The organism is Bythopirellula goksoeyrii, assembly GCF_008065115.1.
GTDB classification, from domain to species: domain Bacteria; phylum Planctomycetota; class Planctomycetia; order Pirellulales; family Lacipirellulaceae; genus Bythopirellula; species Bythopirellula goksoeyrii.
Genome location: NZ_CP042913.1, coordinates 4,619,085 through 4,636,169 on the forward strand (window position 1 = coordinate 4,619,085; position 17,085 = coordinate 4,636,169).

Genomic DNA, 17,085 nt, shown 5'->3' on the forward strand with positions numbered 1-17,085 from the left:
CCCAGCCCCCAGCCCCAACTCTATGCTTAGCCGTGTTGCCGATTCAATTTACTGGATGAGCCGTTATGTCGAACGGGCCGAAAATCTGGCTCGCTTCGTCGACGTGACGCACAATATGTCTCTCGACCTGCCGCGCGGGTCTGAGCAACAGTGGGGGGCGTTGGTCTATGCCTCAGGGGATCAAGAGTATTTTGAAGAGCACTACGGTGAGGCGACGCGGGAGAACGTGACTCAATTTTTGACGTTCGACCGTGAATACTCGGGCTCGATTCTTTCTTGTGTGCAAGCGGCCCGTGAAAATGCGCGAAGTGTGCGGGAGTCGATATCTTCAGAGATGTGGGAGCAGCTCAATCAGTTCTATATCACGGTGCGCGATGCAGCGAAAATGGGACTTCCAGGATCTCCGAATGAATTTTTTCAATACGTCAAGAATTCCAGTCATTTGTTCGTGGGGATCACTGTCACCACCTTTTCACAAGGCGAAGCCTGGCATTTTGCCAGACTGGGGCGAGTTTTAGAGCGTGCCGACAAGACTTCGCGGATTCTAGATGTGAAGTATTTCACATTGCTTCCGAGTGTGGCTGATGTAGGGACTCCGATCGACGACTTGCAGTGGTCGGCCGTGTTGCGAAGTGTCAGTGGGTTTGAGATGTTTCGCAGAAAGCACCACGGTATCACACCGAAGCGGGTAGTTGGCTTTCTGGTAATCGATCGCCAGTTTCCTCGAGCGATTATGCACTGTGTTGATACCGCTTACCGTTCGCTCCACGCGATCTCCGGTTCGCCGCAAGGAACGTTTTGGAATATCGCCGAGAAAAGACTGGGACGACTTCGTAGCGAGTTGGCCTACTCTACAGTTGATGAAATTATCGCCCTGGGGTTGCACGAGTTTCTCGACTCGCTTCAGACGAAACTGAATGACGTCGGCGAAGGCCTCGATCACACGTTCATCGCGATGGATCCAGATGGTCAAGCGGCTACCTAAGATAATTGCCATGGCGAGATTCCTCCCATGAGAACTTTTGATTGCTGTTGCGGGAATTCTCTTTTCTTTCACAGTACCTATTGCATTAGTTGCAATCGTAACACGGGTATGTGCCCGGCATGCAATCGGGTCGTACCAGTGATTGAAGAAGTGGACGGTATTTGTCGTTGCGGTAACCCGGACTGTGGTGTAGAAGTCACCCAGTGTTTCAATGGGGAAACGAACGATTTCTGTAATCGACTTGTCGTGAAAGCAGAACTGGAGAATCTCTGCGACTATTGCACCTTGACCACAGTGATTCCCGATATGCCCATCGCGGGAAACTACGAAAAATGGAAACGGCTGGAACAAGCGAAGCAACGCGTGCTCTATCTTCTGGACCAAATTGGATTAGAGTTTCGCGGGGTTGATGAGAATAGCGAACCCACGCTCTCGTTTGAGTTCAAGGCAGACGCTGAGAAGCCCGTCACAACAGGGCATAAAAACGGATGTATCACGATCAATATCCGCGAAGCAGACAGTGTGGAGCGGGAGAGATCACGCGTCGAGTTGCAGGAGCCTCAACGAAGCCTGATAGGACATTTCCGCCACGAGTTAGGGCATTTCTTCTGGGATCGGTTGGTGAGAGGGGATCGTGAAGTAGCATTTCGCGTCCTGTTTGGCGACGAACGAACTCCGACTTACAAGGAAGCGCTCACAAATTACTATCAGAAGGGCCCCGCTCTGAATTGGACTAGCAATTTTATTTCGGCCTATGCGACGATGCATCCTTGGGAGGATTTTGCGGAAACTTTCTCAGCCTACTTGGATATGGCCAGCGTCGTCGACACGGCCACTCACTTTGGTGTCACGGATAGTGGAATCCAGGATTTCGACGCCATGCTCAAGAGCTACAGCCGCGTGGGGTTGATCGCCAACGAATTCAATCGAGACATGGGGCTCTTGGACTTGGTGCCCCAGGTCTTTGTGCAGCCGGTGGTTGAGAAACTGCGGTTCGTGCATGGGCTTCGCAAGGAAGTCTAGCAAGGCAAGAATGCTGTGCCATTTCGCTCCTGGCTTGATTGTGTCTCGTAGTATGTTTCTACGACAAAAGTTTCGCCTATTTGTATGGTTCTAACACGTCCTTTAGCTTGGCAAAAATTGTCTTCATCTCCCCGCGAGCCGCGTCATCATGCATCGTATATTGTGGAGGTACTCCGTCGACGAAGATCGAATAATTCTCATCAAAGTACACCGGCAACTTGTTTAGCTCCTGCATTTGCAAGTGTCTAGAGAATTGGGCTTTATCTGGAAACCCCCTTGCTCCCTGCCGCTCGAGGAAATGGTTGTGGGCTTTGCGTGTCTCGAGTTCTTTTGGTGAGAGTCGATGAATAAAGCGCAGATCGATTTCAAGGGGGATGAACGAGCCGATGCGTCGCAGATACTCTTCCACCGTTTCTCCCTCATTGGTTCCGGGTCGTCCGTAGAGAGGAGTGATCAGCACTGGTTGTTCGCGGCGCACGCTGATCATGTTTCCCGTGACAGTGAGAGACCACCCCTTCGGCAGAAGGGGTTTGATCGTCTGGGCATACTTTTCAATCGGCGTCGCTTCGTTCTGGTTCGCTGGATCACGCAAGGCGACTTCCGCGAGGCCGAAGGAGGTGGCGACCCACAGGCGATCTTTGGCCCAGACGGCGTCGTAGCATTCGTAGTGATTCTGGTCGTCGTAGCGAAAGCCGTCGGGGGGGCCGTAGAGGGTGAGTTCACCGGTGGTCAGGTCGAGGCGGGATAAACCGCTGTGGTTGAAGCGTCGCCAGGTGCGACCGCCGATCCAGAGTTGCCCGTCGTGCTCGACGAAAAAACTGGGGAAACTATAGGCTCCCGGATAGTTTTTCAGCGATGAAGTGAGGGGGTAGGATTTACTGGACCCTTCATTTCTTTGTGGCAGCAGGGCAATATGTTGAAATGGCGTGTACCAAATGCCTGAACGACCGGCATCAACAATAATTGTACTTTGAGAAAGCTCGTGCCACTGCTGCGTTATTAAGTCAAGCGAGTGGAGTCTACCCTCGACGCCGGGGACGACTAGCTGTCCAGCGTGGATAGACATAGATGCGGGTGCGGTTTGGGGCGACTCTTGATCGCGATAGATGTGAATCGGTGCGTCGGCATTGGGATCGATACGCACGATTCCACCGGAGACGATCTTTCGTAAGGAGTCGATGTTGGCCACACTTGTATATGCGATGGGGCCGTGGGCAGCTATCGCGACAATGGAGTTGGTGGGCAAGCCATCGTCGGTGGTCCACTGGCGCCACTCGCCGGTTTTCAGTGATCTTCTCCACAGTCCGTCGTGATCGGTCCCCGCCCAGAGAAAGCCATCCGCCACGGCCAAGCAAGAAACGCGGTCGTCAGGTCCGCCGAGGTTGGTCCAGTCGCCGGTGGCGAAGTCAAGTTGCCGCACCGATTTCAGGGGAACTGCCTGTGGACCACGTCGTCCCAGCTCGAATCCGCCGCTGCAATAGAGTCGATTGCCGTCGGTGGCAAGGACCTTGCAGTGGAAGGGTTCGCCGGCTGAGACGTCTAGATACTCTATGTCGATGTCACGGTTTTTGTCGAGCGGCACGCCTCCCAAGGCATCGATCCGTTTTGTGACATCGAGTCCAAGGAAGTGTCCAGGCGGCATCCCGACGTAATGCAGATAAACATCCAGCGCTTCGCGTTTGCGGCCCAGAGCTTCGTAGCACTGCCCCAAATGGTAGCCATAGTAGCTGTTCGTGATGTCGTGCTCTACCATTTGAATTATATTCAGGGGTTGGATTCCCTCCAGAATCCGCAAGGCTTCGACTGCTTTTTGCTGATGCAGCAGGCGCTTTGCGAGTTGCGTCTTTTCCATAATCAAGGATTGCTGCACATGGGGATCAGTGTCGTTTACGAAACTCTCTTCGAGCAAGGCATCGAGTTCCTGCTGCGTCTGAGGAGAAGGGTGCAGTTCCAAGAGTCGCCGCTTCCCGTAGAGACGACGCCAACGATCATCGCTGTCTCGCCATCGCTCGAGTAGTGCCTCGGCTTCACGCTGTGTTTGTGCGGAGCCTTTCTTGTTGCGAACTATAGACGCCGCAAATGCGCTAGATCGACTCAAGAGACGGTCCTGCACCTTTGGAGGTGATTGTTGTGTGACTGGTGCTTCCACGACTTTTGCCAACGTATTTAGCAGTCGAGACCATTGTTGCTGATTTTGGGTGTGCGAGCAGATATTCTCCAACACATACAACATCCTTATCCGAGGGATACTTAAACCATCCTTTGTTGAAGTGGCAAATGCCTCCAGGCGACGATCAAAACCAAGTCTTAACAATTCGGGATCGACCTCGGCGATATCTTGCTCTGAGAACAAACACCCTTCGTGGGTGAAGTACATATCCGCGAGTAGTTCGTTCGCGATTTCATACATCTCGCTGTCGGTCGTTTCTGCGCGAATTCGCCGTAGCAGTTGCTCGCAGCGCTCAGGATTCCAGACTCCGTCGATGTGGAAACTCAGGCAGTACGCCAGCGGCAGGGCCGCGGTCAATCGTTCTGGCTCTAGAAAGAGGATCGATTCGAGGCGGTCAATCGATTTTTGCAAGAGGTGGACGCCGAGCGGACTCTCTGGCTCAACGCTCTGTTGCACATGCGCTGGTTGTTGAACATTTGGTATCCTGAATGGCCTGTAACCCGCATCCTCGGGGTTATAGCGGTTGAAGCGATACACGTCACGTAGAGCTAACTCATAGAGGCGGTCGATCTCTTTGATGCCAGCGTTCTTGGCCGGAACTGGTCGATCGTCACTGGCGGAGACGAACTTTGAAATCTCCGTCGCGATTTCGGCAACTTGCTCTGCGATAGCTTGCGGCAGGCAGGCATGCTCGCTACGGAGCACGACCTTGAGTGACTTCACCTCCACCAGTTCCGCAACAATCACGACCAGGTTGCCGTTGGGAGTGTTTCGCTCGTCGATCTCGCCGCGGAGCACGTAGGCCGCTTCGCGCTCAGGCGCCGCTTCGAGTCCCCTGCCCTCGTTGGTCAGTCCGGCCCGCACCAATTCGAGTTCCGCTAAGAGTTGCTCCATACTGGAGCGCTGCACGACGCGGCAAGTTTCCAGCTGTAACAGGTTCGCCACAAACAGATCGCGCAGGCCCCGTTCAAGCGGGCGGAGGCGATCGAATCGCTCTACTGATTCGAAGGGTAAGACGGCGAGGGTGGCGCTTCGCGAGGTTGGCCCCTGGGCGATGGTCGCCACGAAATCGGCGATCTCGGCGGTGGCTTCTTCAATAAGCGCGGCACTGATCGGCACGGCCGTCTCACCGCGCACGACGGCAGTCGCCCCCTCAGTAATCCGAACCAAGGTAAACCGGTTCTTAGAGTCCTCCTCGGCCGGTGAAAGCTCGACGGTGACAAGTAGATTCGCCGGGTCTATTTGGCCGACTGCCAGCGGATTAGCGTTATTTGATTCGAGACTGCGGGCTAATTCCGCCACTAGCGCGGCGGCCTGTTCCCGCTCGACGACCTGAAGGCCCTTCTTCTCACCGACGGCATGTTCCAAAAGCGGCAGCAGGGCATCCACAAGCTGTTTATCGGCGACATTGGCTGAGGATTTAGTGGAAATCGCGACGGTGTTCGCTGCGCGAGCGCAGGCTGAACTAATGAGCATGGCTGCCATACAAAAAACTGTAGCTAACTGGCATCGAACGCGCATCTATCGAGACTCCTCTTCAAAAAGTTCAACACGGTACAATTCCTTGCTTGTCATCACGAGTACTTGCCTCTGGTCGTCGATTAGGTATCGCAATACCTTCTCTGGCGGGGGAAGATTATCGGCCAGTAACTGCTTCGGTGAGAGGCTCCCATGCGCGTGAAGATCCCACTTGCGAGAAGACGTCTTGTAGAGTTGCTTCGTCGGGGTGAGTAAGTATTTTTCATTGTAGACAAACTGTTGCAAGCTCAGCCCAATGCCTGAGAAAGGAGGGTCGGACTGGTTTCCAAGGAGCCATTCCAGCGAAAGTGTCGCGGGATTAAAGCGGGCCATAGCTCCCTGCGGGCTCTGGAAGCCGAGATGGTGTTGGTCACTCAGCGTTGTGCCGGGGTGTGCAATATAGAACGGCGGTTTCGCCTGGTGAATCGACTTGTCCTGGAGAATTACTTTGAACAGATCGCCAAGTGGTGGTCGAGAGAAGCTTTCGTCTCTCTGATTGCGGTCGTGGCATGCCCACAAGAGGAGTTCTCCGGGAGGACCTTCGCTGATCGAATAGCCAATCCGTCCGTGAAGCGGGCTCCTCTTGTTTATCGATTGTGTGTCGAAGAGTAGAGTTGTTCTTCCGCTGCGATAGTCGAGTTCAAAGATTTGTGGGTGAAACAAGTCCTTGCCAGAGGTGAAATAGAGCTTGTCGTTGATCGGCGTAAGCTGCCTGGCTTCTTCAAAGGGAACCGGTCGATGGTTCGGGTCGGAGTTTTCAAGATACTTGGCAGAGTAGTGAACCGGTGCTCCATCCCAAGGAAACCAAACTATTCCGTTCACAGGGATCGCAACAAACAAGTTTCCATCGGATGAAGCAAACGTGCGGTGGAATTGACCTGCGATGCCTGACTGTCGGGAAGTACGATAGTCGAATTCCATCGGTTTGGAACACAAAGTCGAAGATAGGACATTTCCTTTTCTGTCCAAGCGAATAACCGCTAGCCACACTCGGGTCTGGAACTTTTTGACCTGCGCTTCTTGTGCCTCGCTTGTGACTGCATAACCGTCTTTGGTTGCAATAAGATCTGTGAAACGCCAGGAGGAGACGGGTACATCTTGGGCCTTAAGTAGTTCGGGCAATCCTGCAGCTTGGAGCAGCGGTTGGCAATCAACAGGCAACACGGCTATCTGATTGCTCGTTGTTCCAAGTCCAGGATGACGCTCCTGCAACCCTTGTTGCAATTGATTCAAGCGTGACAACGTTCTAGGCCACTGACTAGAAACTTCATGTACAGCTAGTTCTTCTGGGGCAGTCTGCAACACGTCAATGCAACGTTGTAATAGTTCGTTTGCTTTATCGAACTGTCCGGCCCGCTCGAGGAGTTGCAATGTAAGAGTAATGCGGTATTCCCAGGGTTGTGAAGATTGAGGACAGTTTCCCTGGGGATCCCAGCGGGCGAGGATCACCTGGCTCCACAACGCACCAGCTTCTTCGTCGGTAAGTGCCAACTCTCCTGACCAATGGTTCAAGTCGAGCCATAGACCATGAACGTGGTCTGCAAACGCAGGGTACTGGGGAATGATTTCATTGACAATATGTGCGATGAATCGCCGGTAGTGGTCCAGCGCACGAGTGCTATCATTGAGAAACCACAGAGCAAATTGAGCAGCTTCTCGCTCTCCTACTGCTTGCATGAGCGGTTGATTCGAATCCTGCATCTTTTCAAAGTACGCTTCATAGAGCGGAACAAGTTCGTGCTGCTGCGTCCAATTCTTGTCGTCCGAAAGTCGAAAGCGGTGATCTGTCGTAAACGCCCAGATGCCGAGCTGCTGCGGCTGGTCAAGTCTGGCGGCCCGTTGGAAAAGTTCGAAACGTTGATTCAAGGCTTTGTCAGGACTCTTTGCCCAGTAACGCGAGGTACTTAGACCTGTGAAAATGGCATACTCATAGGGGGTGCCGCCGACTCTTTCAACCGCATTAAGATACTGAGCGAATAAGACTTCCACTGCCTGACGTAACCACTCAGCTTGGATCGATTGACTCTCTGTCGGTTCAGACACGATGAATTGAATCTGAGACATGAGCGAGCAGAAATCACCAATGCGGGCAAACATTTCTTTTCGCTCGTATTGGTTATTATCACCCGGGCGAAGGCGTTGCTGCTCTATCTGATCAAGAACCTGTCGCGCAACATCGCTTAGAAGCAACGCAGTCGGATAGAAGGGCCCGTCGAATTTCGCACCACTGAGATCCGGTCCCACACCGAGCTGCCTTCCGGCGTTTAGCAATAGTGTTTGTGTACGCAGGGAATCAGGCTCGAGCGAGTATGCAGTGATAAGACGCTGGAGCGATTCGTAGCGGCGTCCTAACGATAACAATCGCTCCGCTTCGTCAGTAAGCAGTCGTGCCTCTGCCTCGGCATCGAACTCTGCCGCCTTGAGAACGAGATCCAGTAGTTCGATAATTGCCTTGCCAGCGGACTCTCGCAGCTTAGCCAAGTCTCTGATGGGTGCATGGAGTGTGCGACTGACCGCCGAGCGATCTTTCCGCAGGACGCGCAGAGTGAGTTCAACCTGCGGAAAGTCTCCACTGAAGTCGAGCTTGAACGTGCCGTCGATGGCCGCGTCAGCATTGCCGAGAGCGGAGGGGAGGTCGCTGGCGAGGTTGCGTTCGTCTATAAGTGGCAGAACCTTAGTCCGCTCTGCAACAGCGATGCCCGGCTGGCTGGCGAGCCACGCTTCAAGCCAGGCTTCGATGCTGCGCTTAAAGCGGTGTGCCTCTTGCGATAGTTCATCGGTGCGAAACCCCGCGAGCGAAACGAGAGTGTATTTTCTTTCGGATGTTCGCACCCGACTGAGGCGGCTGGTGATGAACGCAGTTGCGGACTCAAATTGCTCGGCGTCTGCCTGTTCGTCTGCCGACCAAATCAGTACCGTTTCACCGAAGCGAATGCCGCGACGCGTTTCGACGATCCGCACCTCAATCGGCTGCAAACCTTGCTCGTTGGGAGGACTCGAGGAGATCAATACCAGTACGTCGGCACCGAGAATACGTCCCGCCGCAATGAAGTTGTCTGTTGTTTCCTTCTCACTCAACACCAGGTTACGCTGCTGCTCCCGCAGCACGGCATCGATCTGCTGACGTTCCAAGAGTGCCAGCCCCGGCTGTTGGCTGAGCTGAGCGACGATCAAATCGAGCTGCGCAGGGGGTGCCGCGAGATTGTCCCCCGTGTCAATCACGGCAACGCGCAACGGTGTTTCCACGGCCCACGTTTGTTTGACAGGCACTATCAGACAGCAAAGGCCGGTCGCGGCAATCAAACAGGCTGATCGATAGTTGGTGAGCAACATGGAAACCACACGATCTACTTGGACGGGGGTTGAACCAATTTCGGCAACAATCGCTCCGCGATGTCTGCCGCTGCTTCTTGCAAAGCTTGTTTGCCGGCAATTTGTTCGACCAAATCAACTGCCACTCGGGTTTGCCGGTCCATAGCTACAACTTCACCCGTCGCTCGATCAACCACTTTCACTTCGAGCCGGGCTTTGACCGAGACCAGATTGCCGTGGCGGGTGGCGAACTCGCTCATTCCCTCGCCTTGGATTAGGTACTCGGCTTGTTGGGAACTGCCCTGATCGGCGTCGATGACGGTGAAACCGGTTTCCTTACAGAACAAGGTTAACTCAGCCTCGGCGGCAGGATCAATCGTCGTACGGCCCACATGGCGCTCCTCGACCGAAATCATCACGGTTGGCCGCCGGGCGTCGCCCAGTTTCTTGCTCAAGGCAGCGATTCGATCCTCTTTTTCCACCGGCTTTGCGACAAGTGAATCAGAGCTTTTCTTGATCGAACGCACGACCTCAGTTCCCAACCGATTCGCCAAGCCATCCAGGCCGTCTCCTGCAACTCCTTTGACCGAAGCACCAATCACTCGACTCGTTTCCGTGCCAATGATTTTAGCCACAAGATAGACGGTGTTTTCGATTTGAAAAACCGAGCCGGTGACGATGAGTTTAGCGCCCGTGAGTTGGCCGATGGTAATTGCCTCCTGCGGATTAACGATCCCGCTCAGGTTGAGTTCCGCTTCACCCAGTGTTTTGTCGAGATCCTCGCGGTCGACGAGAAACAACGAGGGATCGACCACCAGCCGGGCAAACATCAAGTCAGCGACCTGACCGCCCATTTGCTCAACTTCTTCGCCTCGTTCGCGGAACGGGAAAATCGCAATGGGGTATTCTACCAGTTGGAATTCCTCTGCCGCCCCTGGCTGCTCTGCAACAACAGCGTCTTCTTGCGCTAAGCCGGCGAGCGGTTGCATGAGGAAGTACAATGCGAACGAAATCAGGGGGTTAGTTTTCTGCAGGGACATTTTCTTGACTCTCCTCGGTTAATTGAGCGGGGCTCAACTCATCCAACAAATGGACGAATAAATACCTGGGCACCGGGCTCTCTTCCCAATGAGTGACCATGCCGAGGCCACATACAATTAGTTTAGTGGAAGATGCGTTGGGCGATTCAGACGGAAACTCCATATTCAACCAGGACCACTGCGAATTACCCTGGGCGAACCCAATGACCACTTCTTTCCGTTGAGGCACTAGCGACAATGGGCAAATCGTTGGGAGTGAGTCAAAGTGTTTATCATAGCGACGCACCACCTCACCACGATCCAATATGAGCCGACTTGGCTGGCCACTTTGTTGAGCATTCAACGGGAAATTACCGTCCGACGGAGCAAGGCAAAGAACGGAGACACCGCGTTGGGCTGCCCGCAAAAGGGTCTCAGATAGACGTCGCTGCTTGCGAAAAGAGACGCCTTCTCCCACAAGCACGAGCCCTTCGGTCACCAGTTCGATTGCCGAGAGATTGAGCAGTCGCGTATGGGGGATATCATATCTTTCGAACAGCTCGGCAGTCTTACCATCGGAGTCGAAAAGTTTGATGCGTGTATTCTCTAGAGAACTCCGCCGGGAAGAGAATGGATCCCGAGAAAAAATGGTCAGCGGTCGGCTGAGATGATGTTTTGCGTTGTCAGAAATCCAAGTAGTTTGCAATTCGGCAGCCAACACAATTCCAACTCGAAGATGCGGAGTGGGAAACTTAACGACAATTTGCTGAACACACGAATCGGCGAGAACGGCTGCTTCGCTAGTACCTTGTTCAAGTGTTCTTCCATTGGCCATGAGTGACCAAGTGATGCGCAATGCCTCCTCGTCCGCAGCAGAGTAGAGCAACGAGACTTCATCGTCCGCAAAAAAGCAGGAGCGCGTGTCGACTGGCACAAGATCAGTCGCGTGCGAGGCGGGCCGCTCTTGACCCGAAACGAGATGGCAAGGCAAGCAAATGGCTAACATGACAATCAGGAATGGTAGTGGTGATGATTGGGACATGAGTGTTGCGCGTGCTATCCAAGATCGGCTGCGTCGACCAAGTCGGCAGTCTGGTAGAGTCGATATTCGACTCCGTCTTTCTCAAAACTGTGGATGTTCATAGAATGCTGCTCGCCGATCGGCTGGAGGTTGCTGCTGTCAATCGACAAACCCCTAACTACGCCTGAGCGGTATTCAAGGTCAATCGATACTAAGCTGTTATCAAGGGGATAAGCCCAAAGTAGCAAGGGCGAACCGGTGCCTCGCTGCGGAATTACTTGCACGAGTTGCTCTCGCTCGGCTAAAACGTTGAAGGACTCTAATTGCGACCAATTCTGATCCCCCTTATCGTTTGAAACGGGACGCGACCAGAGCGTGAGTTGAACGGCAACGTATTCCGTCGCCGGCGACGAACTTGTGGAATCGACGGCACGCAATCCAACCTCTACCGTTTTCCCTTCTTCAGAAATCCAGGCAAGCTCGGTCCCAAACAAAGTACGAAATTCTTTCAGTAATTCGATTTGATGATCGAGGGAGACAATATCGTTGGAGAAAGAGGATTCCTGGACCGAGTGAGCAACTTGCTTCGCGTTCTCGCCCTTACGATCAACGACAAGGGTCCAGAATCCTACTGCTACAAGCAGCATGGCAGCGATGGCCATTGCCGTCGCCACCGGCCGTCGACTGGGATTCGGTGTGGATTGCAAAGTACCGGGTTCAACTGACGATTGGAGTTCTTCGACGGCCAGTCGGTCGCAGATCTTCCGCTGAAGATCTGTCAAGTCGGCATTGTCGGCAACATTCACGTTTGCCCAATCAACGAGCAACTGGTCCAATTGTTTATCTTGAGAGTTGTTCATGGCTTGAAATGTTGGTTAAGGAGTTGTTTCAGTTGTTTGCGGGCTTGGTGAACTCTCCAATGCATAGTGGCCGTCGAACATCCGGCAATTGCCGCGGCTTCCTTGGGTGGGAGATGCTCCATCGACGTGAGTACTATGGCTGAGCGCAATTTGACGGATAGCTTGGACAGGGCCTGGTGAATCTCACCAACCATTTCTTTCTGCATTGCGGAGTAGACGGGTTGATCACTCCCGACTTCGCTCGGAGTCGAATTCCTTTGTAAATGCTTCTCTGCCTGTGTTTTTTTTCTCAGATACTCTTTAGCCGAATTGAGCGTGATTCGATATATCCAAGTGGCAACACTTGCCTGCCCCCGATAGGTATGGGCACTTCGGATAACCTTTATGAATACATCTTGGGTTACATCATCTGCTGTCGCATTGCAAAGAACTACTCGGTACGCCAAGTTACGAACCCGTTCCAAATGCCGCGCGACTAGTTCATCCAGATCTGCTGGCTGACCCGAAGCTTGAAATTTGGCAATGAGTTGTTCGTCGGTAGCGGCCAAAAGTCTGTATTGCCTTGTCGGTAACTCAGGAGGTGGAACAACGTTATGATAATCTAGGGACTTAAGCATTTGATCTCCGCAACCATAAGGTTAGATGCGCGGGACCGAAGATTCTTAGATAGATATCTGAGAAAAGAACAGAAAAAAACGCCCTTGGATCTAGTCCCTGGGCGCTTGTTCGTGGTTGACGACGAGCTCCGCTCCGCCTCGTGAGGCTAGGCAGGCGGGTCGCGGCTATCAAGATGCAGCACGCGAAGCCGTGAATCGACTATGATACGGTCTGCGGTTTATCTATCTCAGGTGATGGATTGGCCTGCATGATCACCGTATCTGTTTCTGACTGGGCTGTTTCTGGCTCATCGAGTACGTTGAACGACTCTGCGGCATCAAAAAGCTCGCCACGCAGAATGCGAACATTCTGGGGAGCACAAACGGCCAGAGTAACTCGATTTCCGGCTACTCGACGGACTTCGACAAAGACATCGTCGCCAATGTGAATACGTTCTCCAAGTTTTCTGCTTAATACGAGCATCCTTACTTCCCTCCAGTATAAGACCTGATGTGATATCGGCGTGACTCTATTGCAAGAGGTGCCATCGCGTGTTGCGACGCCTCTAAATACGAGCAAGGGGCATGCCATGGATGTGAATGATTCCTGTAGGCTGCCAGGTTTATCCCGTAACCCATTACTGACAAACGAGTTACGACAACATCTGCTGTGCTGGCTTTTTGGATGAGAAGGGCTAAAAAACATCCAGAAACGGGCAATTTGATCCCGATTTGAGACGTTCGTCCGGAATCGAGATTCTCGATACTCTGGGAAACTAATTTCCGAGGCAACCCGAATCCGCTAAGCTGCATCGGCGTTGGTATTTGGACTCGGGACCGAAGGTAGAACTAGGCATGAGTGACGATCCGTATGAAGTCGATGTGGAGGCATGCAGGTCTCGACAGCAGCGATTATTGGCTGAAATGGTTGAGCATGGGCTCGAATGGGTGCTGCTGACGCGAGGTGAATCCGTGCAATGGCTGACCGGGGCGTATGTGGGGCCCTTGTTTGCACCAGCTGCAGCAATGAATGCCGAGGGACGAGTGACGCTCGTGCTTCCTTCGCGAAAGACTTCGCTGACTGTTGCGGCGGACGAGGTGCTACCCTATGAGGAAAAATGGCATTCGACGCTCCGTGATGAGCAACGCGCCGCCAGTAGTGCGGTACTTATGAGTGCATTGCCGCTGAAACTTCGACGAGTTGGCGGGGAGTGGTCACAGATGGGACCTGACCTGCTAGCAGATTGCGAGGGGAAGGTCACGAACATTGAGCCAGTCGTCTTTCGCCTGCGCCGTCAAAAAGACAACGACGAACTTTGCATGCTGCGACGGGCCAATGATGCCAATCAAGTAATGTACGCGCTGGCACGGGAAATCGTGCGTCCTGGGGTGAACGAACTTGAGGTCTATAATGCTCTCCACGCCGCAGCCGTGCAGGAGTTGGGCGAGGCGTTGACATACTTCGGACAAGACTTCCGCAGCAATGCACGAGGGGGCCTCCCGCGAGATCGAAGGATTGAAGCGGGCGACTTGTATATTCTCGACCTGGGTGTCGGCTTTCGTGGCTACTATAGTGACAACGCGCGCACCATTGCCGTGGGTGGCGAACCAAGCGAAAAGCAGGTGCTAGCATGGGAACGGGTGACCGAGGTATTTCCCCTAGTCGAATCGACTGTGCGCCCGGGAGTGAGTTGCAAGCAACTCTTTCAAGAAGTTCAAGATTTATTGGACCGGAGTTTGCCCTGGGTATTCAATCATCACTTGGGACATGGAGTAGGGCTAGCACCGCATGAAGGGCCCCATCTAAATCCGAATTGGGACGACACCTTTCTCGAAGGAGAGTTCTTCACAGCTGAGCCGGGGCTTTATCACGAAGAGTTGTGTGCTGGCGTTCGGCTGGAGGAGAATTATGTGGTCACTGCTTCCGGGTGTGAAAAACTGACGGACTATCCTCTGGGGTTGTAATTTCCGTTCTTCCCGGACAGCGTGGCGGTCCGGCTAAGCCGGAGGCACACTTGCCTCCGGGATGGAGTCATCTTGACCTGCAGGTAGGCGGTTCCTATTCTCCTCGCCACGTTTCCCCCATTCTATTAGTACTTTCTGCTAGCTGCGGAGCACCCATGTACGGCTCTTTTGCGGATATTCATTGTCACCTGCTTCCTGGAATCGACGACGGCGCATCCGACTTGGAATCATCCATTGCGATGGCCCAGATGGCAGTTGCGGATGGTGTTCATACCATCGTAGTGACTCCGCATCAACTGGGTAATTTTTCGCGAAACCAAGGGGACGACATTCGGCAGGAAACCATTCTTCTGCAAAGAGTGTTTGCAGAACGCCGCATCCCTCTGGAGATATTGCCTGGCGCCGATGTGCGAATTGAAGATGGGATGATCGAAAAACTCCTCAGCGGCGAGGTGCTTTCCCTGGGAGATCATCGGAGGCATGTGCTTTTAGAACTGCCCCACGAGTTGTATTTTCCCCTAGAAAAGGTTCTGCAATCGCTTGAGCGGGAAGGGATGACAGGGATCCTGTCACACCCCGAGCGAAATCAGGGAATTCTGCGCGATCCGAGTTTGCTCGAACCACTCGTCGATCAGGGATGTTTGATGCAGGTCACGGCTGGGAGTTTGATGGGGACGTTTGGTTCCCGTAGCCAGGAACTAGCCGAATGGATGCTGGAACATGGATTAGTACATTTCGTGGCAACGGATGCCCACGGCGTCAAAGCACGACGGCCCTTGATGAGTCGCGCCTATGACCGCATCGTCGAACTTGTTGGTGAAGCCGTTGCGGGAGATCTATGCACGATCAATCCCGAACTGGTTGCCTGTGGCAAACCCATTGAAGGTGGCGTGAGGGCAACACCTCGGCGTGGATGGTCAGGATTCTTCTCCGCAAAAAAGGTTGGTTGATGCCTGATTTTTCGCGGCGGATATTTCTGGCCGGTTGCGGCTCTGCGCTCTTTTTGCGGTGGGCTGTTCAGGCGGTCCCCTGCTCTGCGGCTCCACGATGGCAAGATTCTCGCAGCCACGGTCCTTTTCAACTGCAGGCAACTTTTCCGATGGGGGACCTTACCCCATTGTTTCAGGAACTTTCCTCGCTGGAGCTGGAATTGCAGCGGACTCTGGCAGTCCTACCTGAACAGAACCGTATTGACGTCTATTTATTGAGCGACCAAGAATCGCACAAAGAGATTCTCTCCGAACTCTACCCCCGGGTGCCCTATCGTCGGGCTCTGTATGTGCAGCGAGGTGGTCAGTCGAGCGTTTACACCTACAAGAATCCCTCTTTGCCGGTAGATCTGCGACATGAATGTACCCATGCTTTGCTCCATGCAAGCCTACCGATGGTGCCGTTGTGGCTCGACGAAGGGCTGGCCGAGTATTTCGAGGTGCCGGCCGACGAGCGGGCGTTTGGCAATCCCCACATGGCTAAGCTGCGTTGGAATTTTCGTCTCGGAATGGTGCGGAGCATCGAGTCTCTAGAGTCATGTGGAGATCTCGAGTCCATGGGTGGCGTTGAGTATCGCTTTGCGTGGGCCTGGGTCCACTTCATGCTTCACGGACCGCTGGCGGCACACCGGGAGTTGGTCCATTTTCTATCGGACATCCGTCGAGGAAACCCGCCGGGGCAGTTATCAGAACGTCTCAAGGCAAAAATACCTGACCTGGAGAATCAGTTCATCGGGCATTTCAAGTCGTGGTCGAAGTAGATAGGAAACTTCATCCAGTTCAACGAAGTAAGAAAACCTCGACCGCTCTAGCGATGGCTTTGACAGCGGAGATAGCACTTTTGGCCGTTGTGCTATTTTTGTGAATTGTTATTTGAGAGAGTCCTACTCTCGAGCCGATAGGCCTAAGACATTGTGTCGCCAGTCCGCTAATTCGCCTGTTGAATTTGGTCGGGTGATCCGCGTTCGTGTGTTGTCGTTGGAGAGCCTGCCGCGTGGAGAGGTTCTCGAATCACCACCTAATCTCAACGCGCTTTTCTAAAACATGAGGGTGATATGAAAACCGAAACGAAGAGAGTATTGGCGGCTGCGCTGTGGACCTTAAGTGTCGTGGCATCACCTAGTGTACAGGCTGATGTGACAGCAGTTCGTACACTCGATATATCGCTGCAAAATGGTGGCGTTCTGTCAGGGCAAGTGGCAGATGCCTCGGGTAATGCTCGATCGGGTGTCCCCGTTGCCGTCGTTGCAGGCGGCAAGGAGGTCGGTCGCACCATAACTGGCGATCAAGGCGAGTTTCAAATTGAAGGCCTCACTGGTGGCGTGGTAACTGTTGACGCTGCAGGCACTCAGGGCAACTGTCGGCTGTGGGCTCCCGGCACGGCGCCTCCAGCAGCCCAGCAGGGATTGTTGGTGGTATCTCAAGATCCGGTTGCTCTTGGGCAGAACTGTGGCTCGCGAGTGGGTTGTGGAAGCGCAGTCTGTGGAGGAGGTCACGGCGGTGGTTTGCTGGGCTTGATGCTCGACCATCCCTTGGTGACAGCAGGCGTTATTGGGGCAGCAATCGCCATCCCGCTAGCACTCGACGACGATGATTCCCCTGCTACTCCGTAAGCAACGGTAGCTTT

The 17,085-nt window shown here is 53.6% G+C and carries 13 protein-coding genes; 6 read left to right on the plus strand and 7 right to left on the minus strand.

Annotation, left to right across the window (positions count from 1 at the left end):
- Positions 1 to 22 precede the first annotated feature (22 nt).
- Positions 23 to 985: an alpha-E domain-containing protein gene (locus Pr1d_RS18145; RefSeq protein WP_148074851.1), complete on the plus strand. Its 963-nt coding sequence runs from the start codon at positions 23 to 25 to the stop codon at positions 983 to 985.
- Between the two features lie 27 nt (positions 986 to 1,012).
- Positions 1,013 to 2,008 carry a putative zinc-binding metallopeptidase gene (locus tag Pr1d_RS18150; RefSeq protein ID WP_148074852.1) on the plus strand — a complete coding sequence of 332 codons (996 nt, stop codon included), beginning with the start codon at positions 1,013 to 1,015 and terminating at the stop codon, positions 2,006 to 2,008.
- 76 nt (positions 2,009 to 2,084) lie between these two features.
- On the opposite strand, the gene Pr1d_RS18155 is transcribed toward Pr1d_RS18150, so the two are convergent.
- The 7 genes from Pr1d_RS18155 to Pr1d_RS25850 form a co-directional block, all read right to left on the minus strand.
- Complete coding sequence (locus Pr1d_RS18155) at positions 2,085 to 5,654, minus strand: CsgG/HfaB family protein (protein ID WP_210417766.1); 3,570 nt, start codon at positions 5,652 to 5,654, stop codon at positions 2,085 to 2,087.
- Between the two features lie 45 nt (positions 5,655 to 5,699).
- Positions 5,700 to 9,029 carry a hypothetical protein gene (locus Pr1d_RS18160; protein WP_148074854.1) on the minus strand — a complete coding sequence of 1,110 codons (3,330 nt, stop codon included), beginning with the start codon at positions 9,027 to 9,029 and terminating at the stop codon, positions 5,700 to 5,702.
- A gap of 14 nt (positions 9,030 to 9,043) precedes the next feature.
- Entirely contained in the window at positions 9,044 to 10,048 is a 1,005-nt protein-coding gene (locus Pr1d_RS18165) for a CsgG/HfaB family protein (protein WP_148074855.1), read from the minus strand.
- Positions 10,029 to 11,069, minus strand: a complete 1,041-nt coding sequence (locus tag Pr1d_RS18170; protein ID WP_148074856.1) for a hypothetical protein — start codon at positions 11,067 to 11,069, stop codon at positions 10,029 to 10,031. The genes Pr1d_RS18165 and Pr1d_RS18170 overlap by 20 nt, the downstream gene beginning before the upstream one ends.
- Before the next feature lie 14 nt (positions 11,070 to 11,083).
- Positions 11,084 to 11,908, minus strand: a complete 825-nt coding sequence (locus tag Pr1d_RS18175; RefSeq protein WP_148074857.1) for a hypothetical protein — start codon at positions 11,906 to 11,908, stop codon at positions 11,084 to 11,086.
- Complete coding sequence (locus Pr1d_RS18180) at positions 11,905 to 12,525, minus strand: RNA polymerase sigma factor (RefSeq protein WP_148074858.1); 621 nt, start codon at positions 12,523 to 12,525, stop codon at positions 11,905 to 11,907. The genes Pr1d_RS18175 and Pr1d_RS18180 overlap by 4 nt, the downstream gene beginning before the upstream one ends.
- A 199-nt stretch (positions 12,526 to 12,724) precedes the next feature.
- Positions 12,725 to 12,988: a carbon storage regulator gene (locus Pr1d_RS25850; RefSeq protein WP_168205333.1), complete on the minus strand. Its 264-nt coding sequence runs from the start codon at positions 12,986 to 12,988 to the stop codon at positions 12,725 to 12,727.
- A 371-nt stretch (positions 12,989 to 13,359) separates the two neighbouring features.
- Between Pr1d_RS25850 and Pr1d_RS18190 the strand changes: the two genes are divergently transcribed.
- The 4 genes from Pr1d_RS18190 to Pr1d_RS18205 all read left to right on the plus strand — a co-directional run bounded on the left by Pr1d_RS18190 (position 13,360) and on the right by Pr1d_RS18205 (position 17,071).
- Positions 13,360 to 14,469, plus strand: coding sequence for a M24 family metallopeptidase (locus Pr1d_RS18190; protein ID WP_148074860.1), 1,110 nt, complete (start codon positions 13,360 to 13,362; stop codon positions 14,467 to 14,469).
- 155 nt (positions 14,470 to 14,624) lie between these two features.
- A complete protein-coding gene (locus tag Pr1d_RS18195) occupies positions 14,625 to 15,419 on the plus strand; it encodes a tyrosine-protein phosphatase (protein WP_148074861.1) in 795 nt (264 codons plus the stop codon).
- Positions 15,419 to 16,219 carry a hypothetical protein gene (locus Pr1d_RS18200; RefSeq protein ID WP_148074862.1) on the plus strand — a complete coding sequence of 267 codons (801 nt, stop codon included), beginning with the start codon at positions 15,419 to 15,421 and terminating at the stop codon, positions 16,217 to 16,219. The genes Pr1d_RS18195 and Pr1d_RS18200 overlap by 1 nt, the downstream gene beginning before the upstream one ends.
- Before the next feature lie 294 nt (positions 16,220 to 16,513).
- Entirely contained in the window at positions 16,514 to 17,071 is a 558-nt protein-coding gene (locus Pr1d_RS18205; protein ID WP_148074863.1) for a carboxypeptidase-like regulatory domain-containing protein, read from the plus strand.
- Positions 17,072 to 17,085: the final 14 nt, after the last annotated feature.